This window comes from Oceanobacillus massiliensis str. N'diop, assembly GCF_000285495.1.
GTDB lineage: Bacteria > Bacillota > Bacilli > Bacillales > Amphibacillaceae > Oceanobacillus > Oceanobacillus massiliensis.
Map to the genome: position 1 here is coordinate 107,956 of NZ_HE610977.1, position 19,656 is coordinate 127,611.

General features: G+C 40.3%; 19 protein-coding genes. All 19 read right to left on the minus strand.

Annotated elements, in window-relative coordinates:
* Positions 1-22: 22 nt before the first annotated feature.
* A complete protein-coding gene (gene rbfA, locus OMHG_RS06115; protein WP_010649245.1) occupies positions 23-364 on the minus strand; it encodes a 30S ribosome-binding factor RbfA in 342 nt (113 codons plus the stop codon).
* Between the two features lie 30 nt (positions 365-394).
* On the minus strand, positions 395-673 hold the full coding sequence (locus OMHG_RS06120) for a DUF503 domain-containing protein (RefSeq protein ID WP_010649248.1): 279 nt from the start codon (positions 671-673) through the stop codon (positions 395-397).
* Positions 670-2,823: a translation initiation factor IF-2 gene (infB, locus tag OMHG_RS06125; RefSeq protein WP_010649250.1), complete on the minus strand. Its 2,154-nt coding sequence runs from the start codon at positions 2,821-2,823 to the stop codon at positions 670-672. The genes OMHG_RS06120 and infB overlap by 4 nt, the downstream gene beginning before the upstream one ends.
* Before the next feature lie 20 nt (positions 2,824-2,843).
* The gene (locus tag OMHG_RS06130) at positions 2,844-3,143 is read right to left on the minus strand and encodes a L7Ae/L30e/S12e/Gadd45 family ribosomal protein (protein WP_010649251.1); all 300 of its coding nucleotides are present in this window, start codon (positions 3,141-3,143) and stop codon (positions 2,844-2,846) included.
* Positions 3,140-3,415, minus strand: coding sequence for an RNase P modulator RnpM (gene rnpM, locus OMHG_RS06135; RefSeq protein ID WP_010649252.1), 276 nt, complete (start codon positions 3,413-3,415; stop codon positions 3,140-3,142). Before rnpM ends, OMHG_RS06130 begins: the two co-directional genes overlap by 4 nt.
* A gap of 11 nt (positions 3,416-3,426) precedes the next feature.
* Positions 3,427-4,530 carry a transcription termination factor NusA gene (nusA, locus tag OMHG_RS06140; RefSeq protein ID WP_010649253.1) on the minus strand — a complete coding sequence of 368 codons (1,104 nt, stop codon included), beginning with the start codon at positions 4,528-4,530 and terminating at the stop codon, positions 3,427-3,429.
* A gap of 19 nt (positions 4,531-4,549) precedes the next feature.
* Complete coding sequence (gene rimP / locus OMHG_RS06145) at positions 4,550-5,020, minus strand: ribosome maturation factor RimP (RefSeq protein WP_010649254.1); 471 nt, start codon at positions 5,018-5,020, stop codon at positions 4,550-4,552.
* A gap of 250 nt (positions 5,021-5,270) precedes the next feature.
* Complete coding sequence (locus OMHG_RS06150; protein WP_010649255.1) at positions 5,271-6,101, minus strand: STAS domain-containing protein; 831 nt, start codon at positions 6,099-6,101, stop codon at positions 5,271-5,273.
* A 354-nt stretch (positions 6,102-6,455) separates the two neighbouring features.
* A complete protein-coding gene (locus OMHG_RS06155) occupies positions 6,456-10,745 on the minus strand; it encodes a PolC-type DNA polymerase III (RefSeq protein ID WP_010649256.1) in 4,290 nt (1,429 codons plus the stop codon).
* 127 nt (positions 10,746-10,872) lie between these two features.
* On the minus strand, positions 10,873-12,147 hold the full coding sequence (gene rseP / locus OMHG_RS06160) for an RIP metalloprotease RseP (protein ID WP_010649257.1): 1,275 nt from the start codon (positions 12,145-12,147) through the stop codon (positions 10,873-10,875).
* A gap of 154 nt (positions 12,148-12,301) precedes the next feature.
* Positions 12,302-13,093 (minus strand): phosphatidate cytidylyltransferase, encoded by a 792-nt coding sequence (locus OMHG_RS06165; protein WP_010649258.1) that lies wholly within the window; start codon positions 13,091-13,093, stop codon positions 12,302-12,304.
* Positions 13,094-13,105: 12 nt separating this feature from the next.
* Positions 13,106-13,867 carry an isoprenyl transferase gene (locus OMHG_RS06170; RefSeq protein ID WP_010649259.1) on the minus strand — a complete coding sequence of 254 codons (762 nt, stop codon included), beginning with the start codon at positions 13,865-13,867 and terminating at the stop codon, positions 13,106-13,108.
* A 252-nt stretch (positions 13,868-14,119) separates the two neighbouring features.
* A complete protein-coding gene (gene frr / locus OMHG_RS06175) occupies positions 14,120-14,677 on the minus strand; it encodes a ribosome recycling factor (protein WP_010649260.1) in 558 nt (185 codons plus the stop codon).
* A 2-nt stretch (positions 14,678-14,679) separates the two neighbouring features.
* Positions 14,680-15,402 (minus strand): UMP kinase, encoded by a 723-nt coding sequence (gene pyrH / locus OMHG_RS06180; RefSeq protein WP_010649262.1) that lies wholly within the window; start codon positions 15,400-15,402, stop codon positions 14,680-14,682.
* A 136-nt stretch (positions 15,403-15,538) separates the two neighbouring features.
* On the minus strand, positions 15,539-16,420 hold the full coding sequence (gene tsf / locus OMHG_RS06185; protein WP_010649264.1) for a translation elongation factor Ts: 882 nt from the start codon (positions 16,418-16,420) through the stop codon (positions 15,539-15,541).
* Between the two features lie 98 nt (positions 16,421-16,518).
* The gene (gene rpsB, locus OMHG_RS06190; RefSeq protein WP_010649266.1) at positions 16,519-17,277 is read right to left on the minus strand and encodes a 30S ribosomal protein S2; all 759 of its coding nucleotides are present in this window, start codon (positions 17,275-17,277) and stop codon (positions 16,519-16,521) included.
* Positions 17,278-17,456: 179 nt separating this feature from the next.
* Positions 17,457-17,912 carry a DUF6115 domain-containing protein gene (locus OMHG_RS06195; protein ID WP_010649267.1) on the minus strand — a complete coding sequence of 152 codons (456 nt, stop codon included), beginning with the start codon at positions 17,910-17,912 and terminating at the stop codon, positions 17,457-17,459.
* Positions 17,913-17,924: 12 nt separating this feature from the next.
* Positions 17,925-18,227, minus strand: a complete 303-nt coding sequence (locus tag OMHG_RS06200; protein WP_010649268.1) for a hypothetical protein — start codon at positions 18,225-18,227, stop codon at positions 17,925-17,927.
* Between the two features lie 22 nt (positions 18,228-18,249).
* Positions 18,250-19,623 (minus strand): DUF342 domain-containing protein, encoded by a 1,374-nt coding sequence (locus tag OMHG_RS06205; protein ID WP_010649269.1) that lies wholly within the window; start codon positions 19,621-19,623, stop codon positions 18,250-18,252.
* Between the last annotated feature and the right edge of the window lie 33 nt (positions 19,624-19,656).

Consider the following 19,656-nt stretch of genomic DNA (forward strand, 5'->3'; position numbering starts at 1 on the left):
AACAGGCCAGATTCTGATCTTATTATTTATTTAAATCCCGCAGAATCGATTCAATCCGATTCCCATATTCATAAGCTTCATCAAATTCAAAAGTTAGTTCCGGAGTTTTACGGAGTCGGATACGATTACCAATCTCCGAACGGATAAAGCCCTTTGCCTTGGCCAGACCCATTAAGGTATCCTGCCTCTTCTTTTCGTCACCAAGCACAGAAATAAACACCTTTGCCTGCTGGAGGTCACCAGTAACTTCAACGTCTGTTACGGTGACAAATCCTACTCTCGGGTCTTTTATCTTCCGAGTCAGGATATCACTCAGTTCTTTTTTCATTTGTTCCGCCACTCTGTTTGCCCTTAATTCAGCCATTTTTATTCACCTCAGTTAAAATGAGACTATTTAAAGTCGCTCCACATTTGTTATGGTGCGCTCCAGTTCTGTAAATCCATCGACGGTATCCAATGCTTTTTGAATCACCTTTTCCGCATGGATATAGTCGGTGGATATTGCAACAATTCCGATTTTCGTGCGCTGCCACAGGTCATGATAATCAAGCTCTGTGACAGCGACATTGAAATTAGAGTGCAGTTTTGCAAATAGTTTTTTCATAATAGAACGTTTTGCCTTTAGAGAATGCCCTTCGTACATGATACACTCTACTTCAGCATAGACGATCATTTCCGTTCGATTTCTTCCATGACGAAGGCCTCGATGATGTCGCCTTCTTTAATATCGTTAAAGTTTGAAATCGTTATACCGCACTCATAGTTTTGCGCAACTTCCTTCACATCATCCTTAAAACGTTTAAGTGCCAATAATTCCCCTTCATAAAGAACGACACCATCACGGATAAGTCTTACTCCAGCATCCCTGGTTATTTTACCGTCTGTTACATAGCTTCCGGCAATCGTACCAATTTTGGAAACCTTAAATGTTTCACGGACTTCAGCCTGCCCAATGACCTTTTCTTCAAATTCAGGGTCAAGCATCCCCTTCATGGCAGATTCAATTTCCTCAATGGCATTATAAATGACACGATGAAGTCGAATATCCACTTTCTCAGACTCTGCAGCATTTTTCGCATTGACATCAGGACGAACATTAAATCCGATAACAATTGCATTTGATGCAGAGGCAAGGATGATATCTGATTCGGTAATCGCGCCTACACCTGTATGGATGATTTTGATGTTGACACCTTCCACTTCAATCTTGCGAAGCGATCCAGCAAGTGCTTCAACCGAACCTTGAACATCTGCTTTAACAATGATATTCAATTCCTTCATTTCACCTTGTTTAATCTTATCGAACAGGTCTTCCAAGCTAACGCTGGACTGTTCTCCGCGGCTCGCTACAATATGATTCTGCTGGCGGGCTTCACCGATTTGACGGGCTTTCTTCTCATCATCAAATACCAAGAATTGATCACCAGCCTGCGGCACATCATGTAGTCCTGTAATCTCAACCGGTGCAGATGGACCAACCTCTGTAACACGTTTACCAAGATCGTTTACCATCGCACGGACACGTCCATACGTATTACCGACGACAATAGCGTCTCCAACATGTAATGTACCATTTTGTACAAGCAGTGTGGAAACAGATCCTCTTCCCTTATCCAGTTGTGCATCAATTACGGTTCCTGATGCATTGGCATTAGGGTTTGCCTTTAATTCTTCAACTTCAGCGACAAGCAAGATCATTTCCAGCAGGTCATCGATCCCCTCATTCTTGATTGCAGAGAGATTGACAAAGATTGTACTGCCGCCCCAATCTTCCGGAATCAGTTCATATTCCGTCAATTCCTGCATCACGCGATCCGGGTTTGCCCCTTCTTTATCCATTTTATTAACAGCCACAATAATTGGCACTTCGGCTGCCTTTGCATGGTTAATCGCTTCAACCGTCTGCGGCATCACGCCATCATCAGCCGCAACAACCAGGATAGCAATATCCGTTACCTGTGCACCGCGTGAACGCATGCTTGTAAAGGCAGCATGTCCTGGTGTATCAAGGAACGAAATCTTTTTACCTTCGTTTTCAACCTGATATGCCCCGATATGCTGTGTGATCCCGCCTGCTTCGCCTGCTGTAACTTTTGTATGGCGAATCGCGTCAAGCAATGTTGTTTTACCATGGTCAACGTGTCCCATTATCGTAACAACTGCAGGTCTTTCAATCAGGTTTTCTTCTTTTTCTTCTTCTTTGTATTTATCAAAATCTGTATCTTCCAATACGATTTCTTTTTCTACTTCGACATCGTATTCACTGCAGATCAATTCGACTGCATCATCATCGAGATCCTGGTTTTTCGTTGCCATAACACCCATAAACATCAGTTTCTTAATAAGTTCTGCAGCTTCTTTATTTAATTTGGCTGCCAAATCACTTACTGTCAGCGTATCACTGTACGTAATTTTTTTCGGTGTTTCTTTGATTGGCTTTTGTACAGCAGCAGGCTGCTGTTGTCCTTTTTTAGGACCTTTTTGTTTCTTGTTTTTGTTATTTGCTTTGTTTTGCTGGCCATTATTTCGGAAGCCGGAATGGTTAGGATTGCCATTCTTGCCTTGATTATTATTCTGTGGCTTCTTTTGATTGCTATTGCTGGATGCTTGCTGATTTGAATTGCTTTTTTCAGCTGGTTTGGCTGTTTTCTCGGATTGCTTTGGTTTTGCACTAAACTTTTCATTCAGTTTCTTTACTGTGTCATCAGATATAGTTGACATATGGTTGGAAACTTCCACATTGATACTAGTTAAATAATTGATTACATCTTTACTTGTTGTATTGTTTTGTTTTGCATATTCATATACACGCATTTTACTCATACGTTCACCCCCGAATTTGATTACCCGAGCAACGATTTTATCTTGGTAGCAAAGCCTGCGTCCAAGATAGCTATTGCGACTCTATGGGATTTACCGACTGCATGTGACAATGTTTCTCTATCATCCGCAATCAGAAATGGTACTTTATAATATTGACATTTATCCATTAGTTTTTTCTTCGTCTGTGGTCCGATATCGCTGGCCAGCAGTACCAATTTTGCACGGTTAGAGCGTATATCCTTTAAAATTGACTCTTCACCAAGGGTACACTTGCCTGCACGATAGGCAAGACCGATCATATTTAAATAATTGCTTTTCATGTTGTTTTACCATTTACGAGCTGCTTCAATTCCTCATAGATGGAGGCATCCACTTCCGTACTGAATATCCGGTTCAGCACATGCGATTTCTCCGCCTTTAAGACAACATCCAAATCACGGCTTAAATATGCGCCTCTCCCATTTTTCTTTCCGGTTGGGTCCACAAAGACTTCTCCTTCTTTGTTCCTGACCACCCGAATCAGATCTTTTTTTGGCTTCATTTCATTTGTAACGACACATTTTCTTTCAGGTACCTTTTTCTTCTGAACCATTTTATCCCTCCTTATTCAAACAAATCCTCGTCATTGTCGGAATAGGAATTATCGCTTTCAGATACTGTTAACAGTCCTTCTTCTTTTGCTTCTGTTTCACTCTTGATGTCTATTTTCCATCCTGTTAACTTTGCAGCTAGCCTAGCATTCTGTCCTCTTTTTCCGATTGCAAGCGATAATTGATAGTCTGGAACGATGACCGTTGTTGCCTTTTCTTCCTCATTTACCAGTACATCAATGACTTTGGAAGGACTGAGGGCATTGGAAACATAGACAACAGGGTCCTCTGACCATTCAACAATATCTATCTTTTCACCCTTCAGCTCATTTACGATTGCTTGTACACGCTGTCCACGCTGTCCTACACACGAACCAACCGGGTCAACCTCAGGATCCTGTGCATGAACGGAAATTTTAGAACGGTCTCCAGCTTCCCTTGCAACGGATTTTATTTCTACTGTTCCATCAAAGATTTCCGGAACTTCCATTTCAAATAGTCGTTTTAATAGACCCGGATGGGATCTGGATATATATATTTGCGGTCCTTTGCTCGTGTTTTCCACTTTTGTGACAAATACCTTCAAACGGTCGTGAACATTATATTCTTCCGTTGGCATCTGTTCGGCCTCGGCTAACTTAGCCTCAATTTTCCCGAGATTGACATAAACAAAACGTGGGTCTTTCCGTTGGATGATACCTGTCATCACGTCTTCTTCGCGATCAATATATTCTGAGAAGATAACACCACGCTCTGCTTCTCTTACCCGTTGTGTAACTACTTGTTTAGCAGCTTGGGCTGCAATCCGGCCAAAGTCTTTCGGTGTTACTTCCACTTCGATAATATCTTCAAGTTCATAGTTTGGATCCATTTTCTTCGCTTCTTCTACCGAAATCTCCTGCTGACTGTCTTCTACTTGCTCTACTACCGTTTTTCTGGAAAAGACACTCATCTTTCCGGATATTTCATTAAGTTCGACTCTAACGTTTGTTGCAGATTTGAAATTTTTCTTATAAGCAGAGATAAGGGCAGCTTCCAAGGCTTCCATAAGTATGTCCTTTTCAATCCCTTTTTCCTTTGCCAAATTATCAATCGCGTCAAACAGCTGACTGCTCACTTTTAGTTTCCCCCTTCAATTAAAACATAACAGCAAGTCTTGCTTTTGCTATCTTGTCATATGGTATTTCCACACGTTTTTTTCTTGTTTTTATTTTATACTCAATTATAGCTGTGTCTTCTTTGAAATCTTTTAAAATACCTTCAAATTCTTTTTCACCATCGATGCGTTCATAAAGTTTCACAAAAACATTCTTATTTAGATTTTTTATGAAATCCCCTTGTGTTTTTAATGGCCTTTCCACCCCTGGTGAGGAAACTTCCAGAAAATAAGGGTCTTTTATCGGATCCGTTTCATCCAGTTTTTCACTCAGCTGTTCAGAAACTTCACCGCATTCAACGATATCAACGCCGCCTTCCTTATCGATATAGACTCTTAAAAACCAATTCTTTCCTTCTTTTACGTACTCGATATCGGCAAGTTCAAGATTCTTTTCCTCGAGAATGGGCTGTACCAGTTCTTCTGTAATTTTAATTACCTGGGAGCTCAAATTTCATCCTCCTTTAAATCGCTGTATTTATGACTTATAGTAACTATACTATCCAATTTCATATTGACACATCCAAGGTCAATATAAAACCCCTGCCGGATGTTGTGGCTAGGGGGGAAGCTTGGAGATTGGCATAACACTATGAAGAAAGAGTGGGCTGGAAACCCACTCTTTCAATCGTCCGTATCATTACTTTCCAAAAAAAGTATATCATAAATGCTATAGCAGTGCAAGAAATGACCCTGCAGGCTTACTTCGGCTCCAGAAAATCCTTCAGTGCCTGCTGAAGTGTGGCCTTTGTTTCGATATTTTTTCCAAAGGAAAGATCCTGTTCGATAAAAAGCGGAACAACTTCAGGCCGTACTCCGGTAATGATTGCTTTACACCCCATCATCGTAATGCCATCAAGCAGTTTCATAAAGAAATGGATAGCATTGCCTTCCATCTGTGCAAGCCCTGAGAAATCCAGCACGAGGACCTGCACACCTTTCTTGCCAATATCATTCAATACCTTTTCTTCAATAATATTCCCGCGGAATTCATCAAGCATACCGATTAATGGCAGAACACTGATCTTTTCACTGATTGGTATGATCGGTGCAGATAAACTTTCAACCAGTTTATTTTTGGACTCCAGCAATTTATCTTTATAGGAGGAATAACTTAAGAAAAATGAACGGAAAAATTCATCAACCAAGCCATTTATTTTAATTTGCAGGTTATAGTATTCATCCTTTTGACTTAACTTATCTCCTTCTTTATCGTATTCATACAGAAATTCCCACAGCGTTTTCCGGATCGCCTGAATCCATTCCAGCTTAAAGGCAAGAGTCAGACTATGGCCTGCCCAGGCTACTCCTTCTTTGGTTCCGAGCGCGGTTACCTCATCTCTTTTGTTTTGTACAACACTTAGTGCAAGATTGTACGCATTATCAAGCAAATTAATATTCCCTATTATATTTATCTGGTCAACCTTATCGCGAACCTGTACTGCCTCATCCAGCAATTTCCGCTCAAATTCTTTTCTGTTATCTCTAATAAAATCTTTCATACCCTGATCCCCGTCATAATGCAATTCCATATTTTCATCCCCTAATAGTAGTAGTAATTGTTATTTTAGCATTAGTCTGATCGATGGATTTATGATTTCCACAGCTATTATATCATAGGCTTTTACGATAAATACAGGCTGGGCTTCCGAGTGAAACTAATGCATAGAAGTATAAAGGTTTTGCATAAAACCGATTTTGAAATAATCATAAAGCTTTTGATGATTGACATGTTTCTATTGATGAACCATTCTCTATGCATGCTTTCAGTAATTAATCGAATCGCTTAATAACAACAAAAGCGGTACCCTGCAAATCATTGCGGATACCACTCTTATTTTAATACGCTTTAATTAAACTGCTTGTCTGATTTTTTCTGTATGAATTCAGAAGAGTGATAATTGGTTTTTATCGGCCATACCTTCCAAACAGCCATGATTGTCCAAGTATTCAAGGACTGTTTTGGAAATCTTGCTTCGCTCCCTCAAGTCTTCTTTGGAAAGGAATTCACCCTCTTCACGTGCTTTCTCAATATTAAGGGCAGCATTTGTCCCCAAACCATCAACTGCATTGAATGGAGGAAGCAAACTGTCGCCATCGACAATAAAGTCAGTCGCACTGGACTTATAGAGATCCACTTTTTGTAATGAGAATCCACGTTCACACATTTCCAGCGAAATCTCCAAAACTGTCAGTAAACTTTTCTCTTTTGGTGAAGCATCATTGCCTTTTACCGTAATGGTTTCAATTCGATTGCGGATAGCATCCGGACCTTTGATCATAGTGTCCAGTTCGAAATCATCAGCCCTTACAGTAAAGTATGCCGCGTAAAAGAGAATTGGATGATGCACTTTAAAATAGGCGATGCGGATTGCCATCAATACATACGCCGCGGCATGGGCTTTTGGAAACATGTATTTGATCTTTTTACAGGATTCAATATACCAATCAGGTACATTGTGCTTTCTCATTTCGACAATCCAATCTTCCTGCAGGCCCTTTCCTTTACGGACAAATTCCATAATTTTAAAAGCAAGTGATGGTTCAAGTCCTTTATGCATCAAATAAACCATAATATCATCACGGCATCCGATTACATCCGGCAATTCGCATATTCCGTCGTTAATCAGTTCTTGCGCATTTCCCAACCATACATCGGTACCATGTGAAAGACCGGAAATGATCAACAATTCTGCAAAGGTGCTTGGCTTTGTATCTTCAAGCATTTGGCGAACGAATTTTGTTCCGAACTCCGGAACGCCAAGGGTACCTGTCTTACAGTTAATCTGCTGCGGAGTTACACCAAGAGATTCTGTTCCAGAGAATATCTTCATCACTTCGGCATCGTCGGTTGGAATATCTTTTGGATCTATGCCGCTTAAATCCTGCAGCATCCGAATTACGGTTGGGTCATCATGACCAAGGATATCAAGCTTCAGCAAGTTATCGTGGATGGAATGGAAATCAAAATGTGTTGTTCTCCATTCACTATTACGATCATCTGCAGGGAATTGTATTGGTGTAAAATCATATATCTCCATATTTTCCGGCACAACAATAATACCCCCGGGATGTTGTCCCGTCGTTCGTTTTACGCCTGTACACCCTTGAACGAGCCGATCAACTTCGGCATTTTTATAAACCAATTGTTTATCTGAGGCATAGCCTTTCACATAACCATAGGCAGTCTTTTCCGCAATGGTTCCTATTGTACCTGCACGGTATACATAATCAACTCCGAACAGCTCTTTTGTATAATTATGTGCTCTCGGCTGATATGCTCCGGAGAAGTTCAAGTCAATATCAGGTACCTTGTCCCCTTTAAATCCAAGAAAGGTTTCAAATGGAATGTCCTGTCCATCTTTCTTCAGCGGTGTATCGCATTCGGGACATGCCTTATCAGGAAGGTCAAATCCACTAGCAACAGATCCATCGGTAAAGAATTCGTTGTAATGGCATTTTTCACAGACATAATGCGGAACCAATGGATTCACTTCCGTTATCTCTGACATGGTCGCAACCAAGGAAGAACCAACGGAACCCCTTGAACCTACCAAATAACCATCGTCCAGTGATTTTTTTACCAGTTTATGGGAAATAAGATATATAACCGCAAAACCGTTCCCTATAATACTATCCAATTCTTTTTCCAAACGATCGACCACAATCTGCGGAACAGGTTCACCATATATTTTCTTGGCACGGTTGTAGCAGAGATCCCGCATATCCTGCTCAGCTCCTTTAATCGTAGGAGTATACAGACCGTCTCTTACTGGTGATATTTCTTCAAGCTGATCAGCAATGGCATTGGTATTCTTCACTACGATATCATACGCAGTTTCTTCACCCAAGAACTTAAAGCAATCGAGCATTTCATTTGTTGTCCTGAACGGTGTATCAGGCAATGTCTGTCTGTTTAATGGGTTCCCGGCCTGTGCCCCAATCAGAATTTGACGGTATTGTTTATCATGATCATCAATATAATGTACATTTCCTGTAGCCACAACAGGTTTATTCATCCGTTTTCCCAGATCCACCAATTTCTTGATGATATCGAGTATTTGCGATTCATTCTGTACAAGGTCCTTCTCTATCAGGTGAGCGTAATTGGCCGGGGGCTGCACTTCTATATAATCATAGAATTCTGCAGCCTGTTCCGCTTCTTCTGCCGACTTTTGCATCATTGTTTCAAAAACTTCCCCTTTATCGCATGCAGTCCCGATAATGATTCCTTCCCGGTGTTTCCTTAACAGGGATCTTGGAATGCGGGGCACCCTGTAGAAATAGTCGATATGTGCACTGGAAACAAGCTTATAAAGGTTTTTCAGACCTTCCTGGTTTTTGGCAAGTATTGTGCAATGGTATGGTCTGGACCGCTGATAGGCGTTTCCTTCTCCCATATGATTGTTTAGTTCATTATGGTTCGTAATATTTCTTGTTAACAATCTTTGGACAAGCTTCCATAGTAAATAACCAGTTGCTTCTGCGTCATAGATTGCCCTATGATGCTGTGTCAGTTCAATGTCCAAGTGCTTACAAAGCGTATTCAGACGGTGATTTCGCAGCTCTGGAAATAGGAATCTTGCCAGTTCCAAGGTATCGACGACAGGATTTTTTGCTTTATCATAATCAAACCGTTTTAGACCTTGATTCAAAAAGCCCATATCAAAGCTTGCATTATGGGCAACGAGAATATCGTCCCCCATCCACTGATGGAAATCCTTTAATACCTCTTCGATTTCTGGTGCATCTCTTACCATATCATCTGTAATGCCTGTCAGCTCAATCGTTGTTTGTGATAACGGATGATGCGGATTGGCAAATGCCTCGAAGCGGTCGATGATTTCCCCTTTTTGTATTTTGACTGCCGCCAGTTCGATAATCGTATCGTAAACTGCCGATAGCCCTGTAGTCTCCACATCGAACACAATATAGGTATCATTTTCCAAATCCCGATTGGATTCGTTATATGCGATTGGAACACCATCATCTACCAGATTGGCCTCCACCCCGTATAGAATCTTGATGCCATTTTTCTTCCCGGCAGCATGTGCATCAGGGAATCCTTGAACACCAGCATGGTCGGTGATAGCAATGGCCTTATGTCCCCATTTTGCTGCCTGGCTCACAAGCACTTCCGGAGATACGACAGCATCCATCTGGCTCATCGTAGTATGTGCATGGAGTTCGACCCTTTTCTCTTCCTCTGGGGCTTCATCCATCCGGGAAGCAACTTTGATTTCATGTATATCATTGGCCATCATCGCCAGTTCATTGGTATACATATCGGTCTGGATGCTTCCTCTTGCTTTTATCCACATGCCTTTTTTCACATCTGCAAATTTGGCCGCATCCTCGTCACCTTTAGAAAACATCTTAATTTGCAGAGAGTCTGTATAATCAGTTGCTTTAATGATCAGTAGACTTCTGCCCGAACGTAATTCTCTTACTTCTGAAGCAAAGACGTAACCTTGCACGGTAATTCGTCTCTCTTCCTCAAGAATTTGCTCCATTGTAATCGGTTCCTCCTGTATTTTGTAACCAATAGCGAGACGACGATTATCGTGGTTTGCTTTATCTTTATCTCTTTTCTCTTTTTCCTGTACAGTCTTTAATACTAGCTGCTTATCTTCTAATGCCTTCTGATCTCTGAACTTCTGAATATCGGAAGCATCTGTTTTAACATTTATTTCAAGCGTATAGGCGAGCAGACCGGCTTTATTGCAATAATTCTTGAAGTCAGCTTCCAGCCGTCTCTTTAAAGCACTTGCCTCCGCATCATTCCTGGAAGTTAACATAATCTTATTATTGTTAACTTCAGGGACCTGGTTTTGAATCAGATCTTTATATGCAGGAGATAATTGGGTGAGCGATGTAATAAAATGCTTCCAATAGCCTCGAAGTGATTCATCGTTACAGTCTTTCTTATCCGCTTCTATCGTTAACTCTACCTTGGCAATCTGCTGAAATGCTTCTTGCAGTTTAGAAGTGAACATCAGGTACGCTTCAAAGGGCAGCACGTTATCCACATGGACATGAAAATGCCATGTTTTTGTTTTTTTAAATACTTCCAGTTTATCTAAGTAGCTTGATTTAAAATAATTTGCAATGTAATCATCGGACACTTCTAACTGTTTCAAAAGCAAATCCATTTTCTCTTTTTTGGATATATCCATTTATTACACCTCCCAAAGTGAATAAATATCTTCAATCATATATGCCCTTGTCTTTTTTCGACAAGGGCATCACTAAAATTTTTAAACAAGCTGTTTACTAAATGTTGATAGGATCCATTCTTGATTATTAAAGGAATAGGCGCTGGATATCATTCCATGTCACAACAATCATCAGCAGCATCAGAAATGCGAAACCAACGAAGTGAAAGATTCCTTCTCTTTCCGGCGCAATCGGTTTGCCGCGTACAGCCTCAATCCCGATAAACAATAACCGTCCGCCATCGAGTGCCGGCAATGGAACCAGATTGATGATTCCTAAGTTGATGCTTAACATTGCCGTCCAAAGCAGCAGATTCATAAAGCCTGTCTGTACCACTTGATCTGTGGCATCATAAATACCAACAGGTCCTGACAGCATATCAATTGGAACCTGACCAGTGACAAGCATGGCGAGATTCGTAATAATCAATCGAGTGGTATCGTATGTTCGTTCAAAACCATATTGGAATGTTCCTATCAAGGATTTTTCGAATGCCTGGTAAACCCCAATTTGACCAATGGAAACAGGTTCTCCCTTTTCATCCACCGTCTCAGCTTCATCCGGAACAACGGTTACCGTTTCTTCCTGATTATCCCGCAAAACAACCATATTTAATTCCTGTCCAGGATTCTCTCTCACAATCGAAGTGAATTCCTGCCATGTGGAGATTGAGTTATCATCGATTTCAATTATAGTATCATTCGGCTGGAGTCCAGCTTCTTCGGCAGGCGTATCCGGCAAAATTTCGCCCATTTTAGCTTCATCGACCGGAACACCTTGTACAAAACCGATAACAACAAAGATAAAAATAGCCAAAATAAAGTTCATCATCGGACCGGCGAACAGCTGCATGGCCCGTTGTCCGATCGTTTTTGAAGCGAACTGACGATCATATGGCGCAATCTGCGTCTCTCTTTCATCCATCACAAAAAATGCTCTTGGATCAACCTGGAAACGAAGCTTTTCATCTTCATCATCAATTTCATAGCCTTCAATAATCAGCTGATGGTCAAGATCAACATGCTCAACTTCAATCACTCGAGCGTTTGGATGTTTCGATTTATTGTTAACGATAATTCTGGAAACACTGCCTTCGTCCGTGAATTCAAGGCCAATATGATGTCCCGGTTTCAAGTCAATGATTTCAGGATCTTCCCCAGCGACCCGCACGTATCCGCCTGCAGGAATCAGACGGATGGTATATAACGTTTCATTTCTTGTAAAAGAGAATATTTTAGGTCCAAACCCAATTGCAAATTCACGTACAAGCATACCTGCCCGCTTTGCGAATATCATATGTCCCCACTCGTGGATAAACACAAGTAAACCAAACATGAAAATAAATGCTATTACAGTAGTCAATAGAAGCACCTTCCTTTTATTGGAGCAGGTATATTTTTGTCCTTATCAGTCAACTTGCACTCCGATAAAATTATAATTCAACTTTAAACAAGTTTAACCTGTTTCTATTAATATGTTCAAGTTTTTTAGACATTCCTTTTCATTATTTTCGTGTTTAGAAAAAGTGAATAAGATGAAGTAAAGGCAGAACAAATAATAGACTGTCAAACCTGTCCAATATTCCTCCATGCCCCGGTAATATCTTCCCGGAGTCCTTCACACCGTAATTGCGCTTAAAGGCAGATTCCACAAGGTCGCCAATCTGGCCAAAAATGGATGCAAGGATGGTTACTCCAATAACAATGATCAGCGAATGCGGAAAAGGGCTTATCAAGTGAAATACTACCGCCACGACTACTGCAAGAACCACTCCACCGATTGCCCCTTCTATCGTTTTGTTTGGACTGATCATCGGCCACAGTTTTCTTTTTCCAAATGCTCGGCCAAATAGATAGGCCCCCGTATCAGTGGTCCAAATAATAAAAAACGCATATAGAATATTATTTAGCGCATTATTTCCGTTTCTTGTCTCTAGCAAATACAAAAACCCAAGACCGACATATAGCGCCGTCAGCAGGATAAATCCAACATGGTCGAAGGTAAATTTATTCTTAACCAGCACCGTATAGGCAAGCAGCAACAGGATGATCAATGCTATCATCTCAAATTTAGTGAACCAGCCTGCAAAAGACATCGAATCTCCAGAAGGCAGCAGTACTAACCATAGCAAAAGGATAGCTAAAATATAGGGAATCAGGTAATCTCCTATATTTCGCATCCTTATTAATTCAAGCAATCCTACCGTTGCTATACCATATACAAGAAAAGTAAATACATGTCCTCCAATAATGACGAATGGAAGGAACACAACTAGTGCGAGTAATGCTGTTATCGTTCTTTGCTTCATATGGCCATCACCTTATATACCTCCATAACGTCTTTTACGCCGCTGATATTCTTCTAGTGCTACCGAAAAGCTTTTTTCATTAAAATCTGGCCAAAGCTCGTCTGTAAACCAAAACTCGGTATATGCAAGCTGCCAGAGGAGAAAATTGCTTAACCTCTGCTCGCCACCTGTTCTGATCAGCAAATCAGGGTCTGATAGCCCATTTGTAAACAGGTACTTGGAGAATTCATGATCATCCAATGCATCCAACGAGATCTTTGATTGATCGATATCGTCAATGATTTGCTTGACAGCTCTAATAATTTCCAATCTGCTTCCATAATTCAAAGCAAAGTTCAAAACCATGCCGTCATTATCCTTTGTTTTATCGACAGCATATTGAACAGCGCTTTTCGTGTGTTCCGGCAACTCGTCAAAATCGCCAATCGTGTTTATTTTAACATTGTTGGCGATCAGTCCCGGCAAGTAGATATGTAAAAATTCTTTAGGAAGCTTCAAGATAAAGTCGATTTCAGATCTTGGTCTCTTCCAGTTTTCAGTGGAAAAGGTATAAAGTGTAAGAATTTTAACATTTGCTTTCACTGCTGCTTTGACAATCTTATTTACAGCAGATACACCTTCCTTATGCCCTGCTATTCGCGGCAAACCGCGCCTTTGAGCCCAACGCCCGTTTCCGTCCATAATAATAGCAACATGATCCGGAACATTTTCAGGCTTTTCCGTATCATTTTCTTTTGTTTGTTTATTATTTAAAAAAGGAATTTTCATCGACATATTCTGTCCCCCGAAATGTTGTTGATCCATTTTCCCTTACAGCACGTTTACATAAAAGGAATAAATCAAACTGGTTAAATCTATATTATATCACTATGATACTTACTCATTATAACGATTATCACGGAAGAATACAAAAGCCCCCTTAATTAAGAGGGCTTTAGCATCTTACTCCAACATGAATCACTGAGCACAAAAAATAATTACATAAAAGATAACAAATGAAGGGACACGAATGTTATCCGGAATCCGTTAAACTTCCATTATTTCTTTTTCTTTATTTTTTGCAAGTTCATCTAATTTGCTTATATAATCATTGGTTGCCTTTTGCACGTCATCCTGAAAAGCACGTAAATCGTCTTCGGTAAGATCGCCATTTTTCTCTGATTTTTTCAAACTATCATTGATATCACGACGTATGTTACGGATTTGCACGCGGGATTCTTCAACATATTTGCCCACTACTTTAACAAGGTCTTTACGTCTTTCTTCCGTAAGTGGTGGAATATTGATGCGAATCATATTTCCATCATTGGATGGTGATAAGCCAAGATTGGCAATTTGAATAGCTCTCTCAATATCGGAAAGCACTGTTTTATCATAAGGTGTAATGGTGAGTAGTCTTGCTTCAGGAGCGCCAACAGTGGCCAGCTGATTTAATGGAGTAGAGGCACCATAATAATCTACGTAGATGCTATCCAGAAGACTTGGATTTGCTCTACCAGCCCTTACAGATGCTAGGTTTTTGGAAAAAGCCTGTACTGCCTGTTCCATTTTTTCGTTCATTTCATTCATAATTGCTTCTGACATGGTTATTTCCCCCTTATTGTTGTGCCGATTGTTTCACCCTCGACAACTCTTTTAATATTGCCTTCTTCCGTAATAGAAAATACAACTAATGGGATGTCATTATCCATACATAGTGATGATGCAGTTGAATCCATTACGCCAAGTCCTTCATTAAGCATTTCCATATAGGTAAGGCTTTCGTACTTTTGCGCGTCCTTATTTAGCTTTGGATCGTCCGTATATACACCATCAACATTATTTTTGGCCATCAGAATAACTTCTGCTTCTATTTCTGCAGCACGCAATGCCGCTGTTGTATCCGTTGAAAAATAAGGATTCCCTGTACCTGCTGCGAAAATGACAACACGCTTTTTCTCTAAATGGCGAATTGCTTTTCTCCTTATGTATGGCTCCGCTACCTGCCGCATTTCAATTGAAGTCTGTACTCTTGTTTGGACACCGATTGTCTCCAAACCATCTTGAAGTGCAAGTGAATTCATGATCGTTGCAAGCATCCCCATGTAATCTGCTGATGCACGATCCATTCCCATTTCACTTCCAACTTTTCCTCGCCATATGTTTCCGCCACCAACAACAATGGCAATTTCAACACCAAGCTCAGCGACAGCCTTCACTTGTTTTGCGACGGATTGAATTATTTTCGGATCAATGCCATATCCTTGTTCACCACTTAAAGCTTCACCACTTAATTTTAACACAATTCTACGGTACCGTGCTGTTGTCATAATAACCTCCATAGAAATTTAATCGAAATTGAATTGTTATTGTTTTTGTAAGCTATTTACCGAATACAGAAATTTGAACTGTAATGGTTGTAAAATAGGGAACAATTAATTGTTCCCTATTTCCAGAATGGATACCTTATTTTTTAATTTGGCTCATAACTTCTTCTGCAAAGTTTTCTTCGCGTTTTTCCATTCCTTCGCCTACTTCATAGCGTACGAATGCCTTAACGGAAGCACCTTTATCAGCAACATATTTTTTTACTTTCTGATCTGGATCTTTGACAAAGCTTTGCTCCAGCAGAACGATTGTCTCGAAGAATTTGCCTAGACGGCCTTCAACCATCTTCTCAACGATATTTTCAGGTTTTCCTTCATTAAGTGCTTGTGTTTTTAATACTTCACGCTCACGGTCCACTTCTTCTTCAGAAACTTCATCACGAGACACATAACGTGGATTTACAGCTGCAACATGCATCGAAACATCTTTTCCGACTTGCTCATCTGTAGTACCTTCTAGCAGGGATAGCACACCAATGCGTCCACCCATGTGAAGATAGGCGCCAAACGCGTCATTATCTGTTTTTTCGATTACAGTAAAGCGACGAAGGGAGATTTTTTCTCCAATTGTAGATACAGCTGAATTGATAGCTGTTTCAACCGTTTCTCCACCATTAAGCTTTTGCTGCAGGGCCTCTTCTACTGTTTCAGGCTGTTCACTGATGATATGTTTGCCAAGATCAGTAAGCAGTGTCTTGAATTGCTCATTTTTTGTAACGAAGTCTGTTTCGCAGTTCACTTCAATGATTGCCGCTTTATTGCCTTCGATTTCAATGTGTGTTAATCCCTCTGCTGCAATGCGGTCTGCTTTCTTAGCAGCCTTTGCAATACCTTTTTCACGCAGGAAATCGATAGCAGCTTCAATGTTTCCGTCTGTTTCCTGAAGTGCTTTTTTACAATCCATCATTCCAGCACCTGTTTTTTCGCGTAATTCTTTAACCATTTGAGCAGTAATAGCCATGATAGATCCTCCTTTAAGTAGTTAAGCTTCAGTTATTTGGTCTTTAAAAAAGGTGATAAAAGGCTCATATCCTCTTATCACCCTGACCTTTTCTAAAATTATTCTTGAGTTGAATCAGCAGTAGTAGCTTCTTCAGAAGATTCTTCTGCTTGTGCTTCTGCTTCTTCTATTTCTTCTCCCTGTTTCACTTCTAAAATAGCATCTGCCATTTTTGAAGTCAAAAGTTTAACAGCGCGAATAGCGTCATCGTTTGCAGGGATAACATAATCGATTTCATCAGGATCACAGTTAGTATCTACAATACCGATGATAGGAATGTTTAATTTGTGTGCTTCAGCAATAGCGATACGCTCTTTACGAGGATCGATTACAAATAATGCATCTGGAAGCTTTGTCATTTCTTTAATTCCACCAAGGAATTTAACTAAACGATCTTTTTCTTTTAATAAGTTTACAACTTCTTTTTTAGGTAGAACTTCAAAAGTACCATCTTCTTCCATTTTTTCAATGGATTTCAATCGATTGATACGTTTGCGGATTGTTTGGAAGTTAGTAAGTGTACCGCCCAACCAGCGTTGGTTAACATAGTACATACCAGAACGAGCTGCCTCGTCACGCACTGAATCCTGCGCTTGTTTTTTTGTACCTACGAAAAGAATGGTACCGCCGTTTGATGCGATTTCTTTTACATAGTTATAAGCTTCATCTACCTTTTTAACTGTTTTTTGCAGGTCGATGATATAAATCCCGTTACGCTCCGTAAAGATGTATTTTTTCATCTTTGGATTCCAACGGCGAGTCTGATGTCCAAAATGTACACCAGCTTCAAGCAGTTGCTTCATTGATATAGCTGCCATAATAAATTCCTCCTAGTGGTTTTTTTCCTCCGTTCAGATCATCTCTGTATATAGACTATTCATTTGAACAGCACCGAACATACAAATCACTGGACGTGTGTTTTTAAGACTTGTTTCATCCGTAAAGATAAACATAGTATTTACACCAAAAGTTACTATACCATATGGGATGAAGGTAATCAAGCATTTATATTGTTTTTTTGATGCATTTTAACAATAATCTCTGCCTCCGTCTTTCCACAATTCAATTTCCTGGCAATTTCGCCAATTGACAGCCCTTCTTGGTGCAGCTGAAGTACCCTTGATTCCAGCGAGGCTTCCATTGTATCCGTATATTCAATATCAGCAGGCAGAAAGTCTGGTTCGATATCTGAGTCCGCTTCAGACTTGTCTGCAGGTTCTGCTGCTGCAGCAGGTTCTGATTTAACTGGTCTCTGTATATGCTTCTCCTGCTGCAGTTCTTCCTGCAATCGGCTGTTTTCTCTTTTTATCTCCTGCAGGTATTTATCAAATAGTGCTTCTATTTCTGTTGAATCCTGTGTTTTAAATGTATGAAGCTGCTGGAAAAGCTTATATATCGCAGCGATGGCGACCAAATGCAATAAAAAACTGATGATTAATAGGAAAGATACCATTTTCGTTCTCCTTTAGCCGTTAATATCAATTCGCTTACCCAAATATGGATGATTGGCAATTGGTTCATCATTTTCCTGTTCCAATTGACTGTCACCCGATTCGGATGACTCTGATTCACCCTTGTTTGCCTTTACTTTATATGTATCTTCCAATTTATTTACCTTTGTCCTCATTAATTCCTGCTGTTTTACCTGTGCTTGTCCTAGCGATTCCTGGAAATGCTGACCTTGTTTCGTTATATTTTCCTGAATTTTGCCGATATCCTGCGTCCTGGGCAGTGCAACCTGCATTTCTATCGATTTCCAGCTCAACATAATCAGCCCCTTTAACGATGATTTAATCAAATAAAGGATGAATCATTATTTCATTATTAACCAGATTAATCTTCACGTAATGATATTCGGTTTTAATTTTCTTCTTATATTTACCAAAGGCAATGATAGTATTATGATGAATGAAATTTCTGACTATTAGATCGGCATCTTTTTCACTGCCGATACGAGCATTGATATTTTCTAAGTCACTCTCAATATGTAATAATTGTTCTTTTACTTTCTTTACTGAGTTCTTTTGTCTCAGGAGTGAAATACGCAGTTTGGAGTTGGAAGAGATATCCTGCTGTTCCAGTTTGCTCCCGATAATCGATAGCTTTCGCAGCTTATCTTCCAGTTCTTTTTGCTGTCTCTTTAGCGCAGCCTCTTTATCCGAAATACGCTTATTGACTCCAAATACAATTTCTGTGATTGTACTTAAACGATTCCCGATATCTTTTGCTTCTATTCGTTTTCCGGCCGATAGCGTACCACCAATGATATTACCCCTTTGGCAGAAGATATGCCCTTCAGCGATGCACTCACTATGCAGAATGGAGTTCTCAACATATAGATCACTCGATGTCTCTACAGTCCCCTGGTTGATATATCCGATTGTTACATTTCCAGATGCCTTTACCAGCCCGCTTCCTTGCCCGGCAAGTCCCTCGGCTATATAAACAGAACCGCCCGCAATTATGGTAGCCGATTCCACCATGCCATAGATCTTGATATCTCCTTCAGCCTGCACTTGAAAACCATTCGGCACATCTCCGTGGATGACGATTGTTCCCACAAAATTCAAATTTCCTGTTTTCATGGATAATGTTTCATGTACCTCATAGATTGGGAAAACGTGAATATATCTCCCGACTATACTGATCTGCCCATCTGTCACAGCATAGAATGACATATTTTCTTCTCGGTAGACAACATTATTTCCTGCCCTTACTTTAACTGGCTTTCCTGACTTTGGCTGGACCGTATTCCCGCTGACATCGATGCCTTCAATCCCTTCCTTTGGATTAATGACAACAGCCAGTTTCTGTCCCTTGGCAACACTTGGTATCCGCATGACGTTCCGAAAGTCCCATTCCGACGTTCTCTCGTGCTTTGTGTCGAGATTAAGCTCGTACTTAATGTAACCATCCTGCCCATCTACTACTGCAAGACCCTTGGCAATCTGCAATGGAAATAAGTCATTTGAATGGCTGGATAGGATTTGATTGACCGCAGTCTGATCGACACCATATAAAACATTATTAGCATCAAAAAACCGGCGAATCGATGCTTCATCAGTTTCCAAGTCCTTACAAACGCCACTATCTTTACAGTGCATGAAGGCTGTCATTTTGTCGCGGGAGATGTCAATATAGAAATTATCTGTTAGTTGATTCATACCTTTCTCCCCTTTGAAATCATATAATTTCTC

Coding starts and splice junctions, on each gene's coding strand:
- rbfA (WP_010649245.1), bottom strand. CDS start 364: ATGGCTGAATTAAGGGCAAACAGAGTGGCGGAACAAATGAAAAAAGAA.
- OMHG_RS06120 (WP_010649248.1), bottom strand. CDS start 673: ATGATCGTCTATGCTGAAGTAGAGTGTATCATGTACGAAGGGCATTCT.
- infB (WP_010649250.1), bottom strand. CDS start 2,823: ATGAGTAAAATGCGTGTATATGAATATGCAAAACAAAACAATACAACA.
- OMHG_RS06130 (WP_010649251.1), bottom strand. CDS start 3,143: ATGAAAAGCAATTATTTAAATATGATCGGTCTTGCCTATCGTGCAGGC.
- rnpM (WP_010649252.1), bottom strand. CDS start 3,415: ATGGTTCAGAAGAAAAAGGTACCTGAAAGAAAATGTGTCGTTACAAAT.
- OMHG_RS06150 (WP_010649255.1), bottom strand. CDS start 6,101: ATGGAATTGCATTATGACGGGGATCAGGGTATGAAAGATTTTATTAGA.
- OMHG_RS06155 (WP_010649256.1), bottom strand. CDS start 10,745: ATGGATATATCCAAAAAAGAGAAAATGGATTTGCTTTTGAAACAGTTA.
- OMHG_RS06165 (WP_010649258.1), bottom strand. CDS start 13,093: ATGAAGCAAAGAACGATAACAGCATTACTCGCACTAGTTGTGTTCCTT.
- OMHG_RS06170 (WP_010649259.1), bottom strand. CDS start 13,867: ATGTCGATGAAAATTCCTTTTTTAAATAATAAACAAACAAAAGAAAAT.
- frr (WP_010649260.1), bottom strand. CDS start 14,677: ATGTCAGAAGCAATTATGAATGAAATGAACGAAAAAATGGAACAGGCA.
- pyrH (WP_010649262.1), bottom strand. CDS start 15,402: ATGACAACAGCACGGTACCGTAGAATTGTGTTAAAATTAAGTGGTGAA.
- tsf (WP_010649264.1), bottom strand. CDS start 16,420: ATGGCTATTACTGCTCAAATGGTTAAAGAATTACGCGAAAAAACAGGT.
- rpsB (WP_010649266.1), bottom strand. CDS start 17,277: ATGGCAGCTATATCAATGAAGCAACTGCTTGAAGCTGGTGTACATTTT.
- OMHG_RS06195 (WP_010649267.1), bottom strand. CDS start 17,912: ATGGTATCTTTCCTATTAATCATCAGTTTTTTATTGCATTTGGTCGCC.
- OMHG_RS06200 (WP_010649268.1), bottom strand. CDS start 18,227: ATGTTGAGCTGGAAATCGATAGAAATGCAGGTTGCACTGCCCAGGACG.
- OMHG_RS06205 (WP_010649269.1), bottom strand. CDS start 19,623: ATGAATCAACTAACAGATAATTTCTATATTGACATCTCCCGCGACAAA.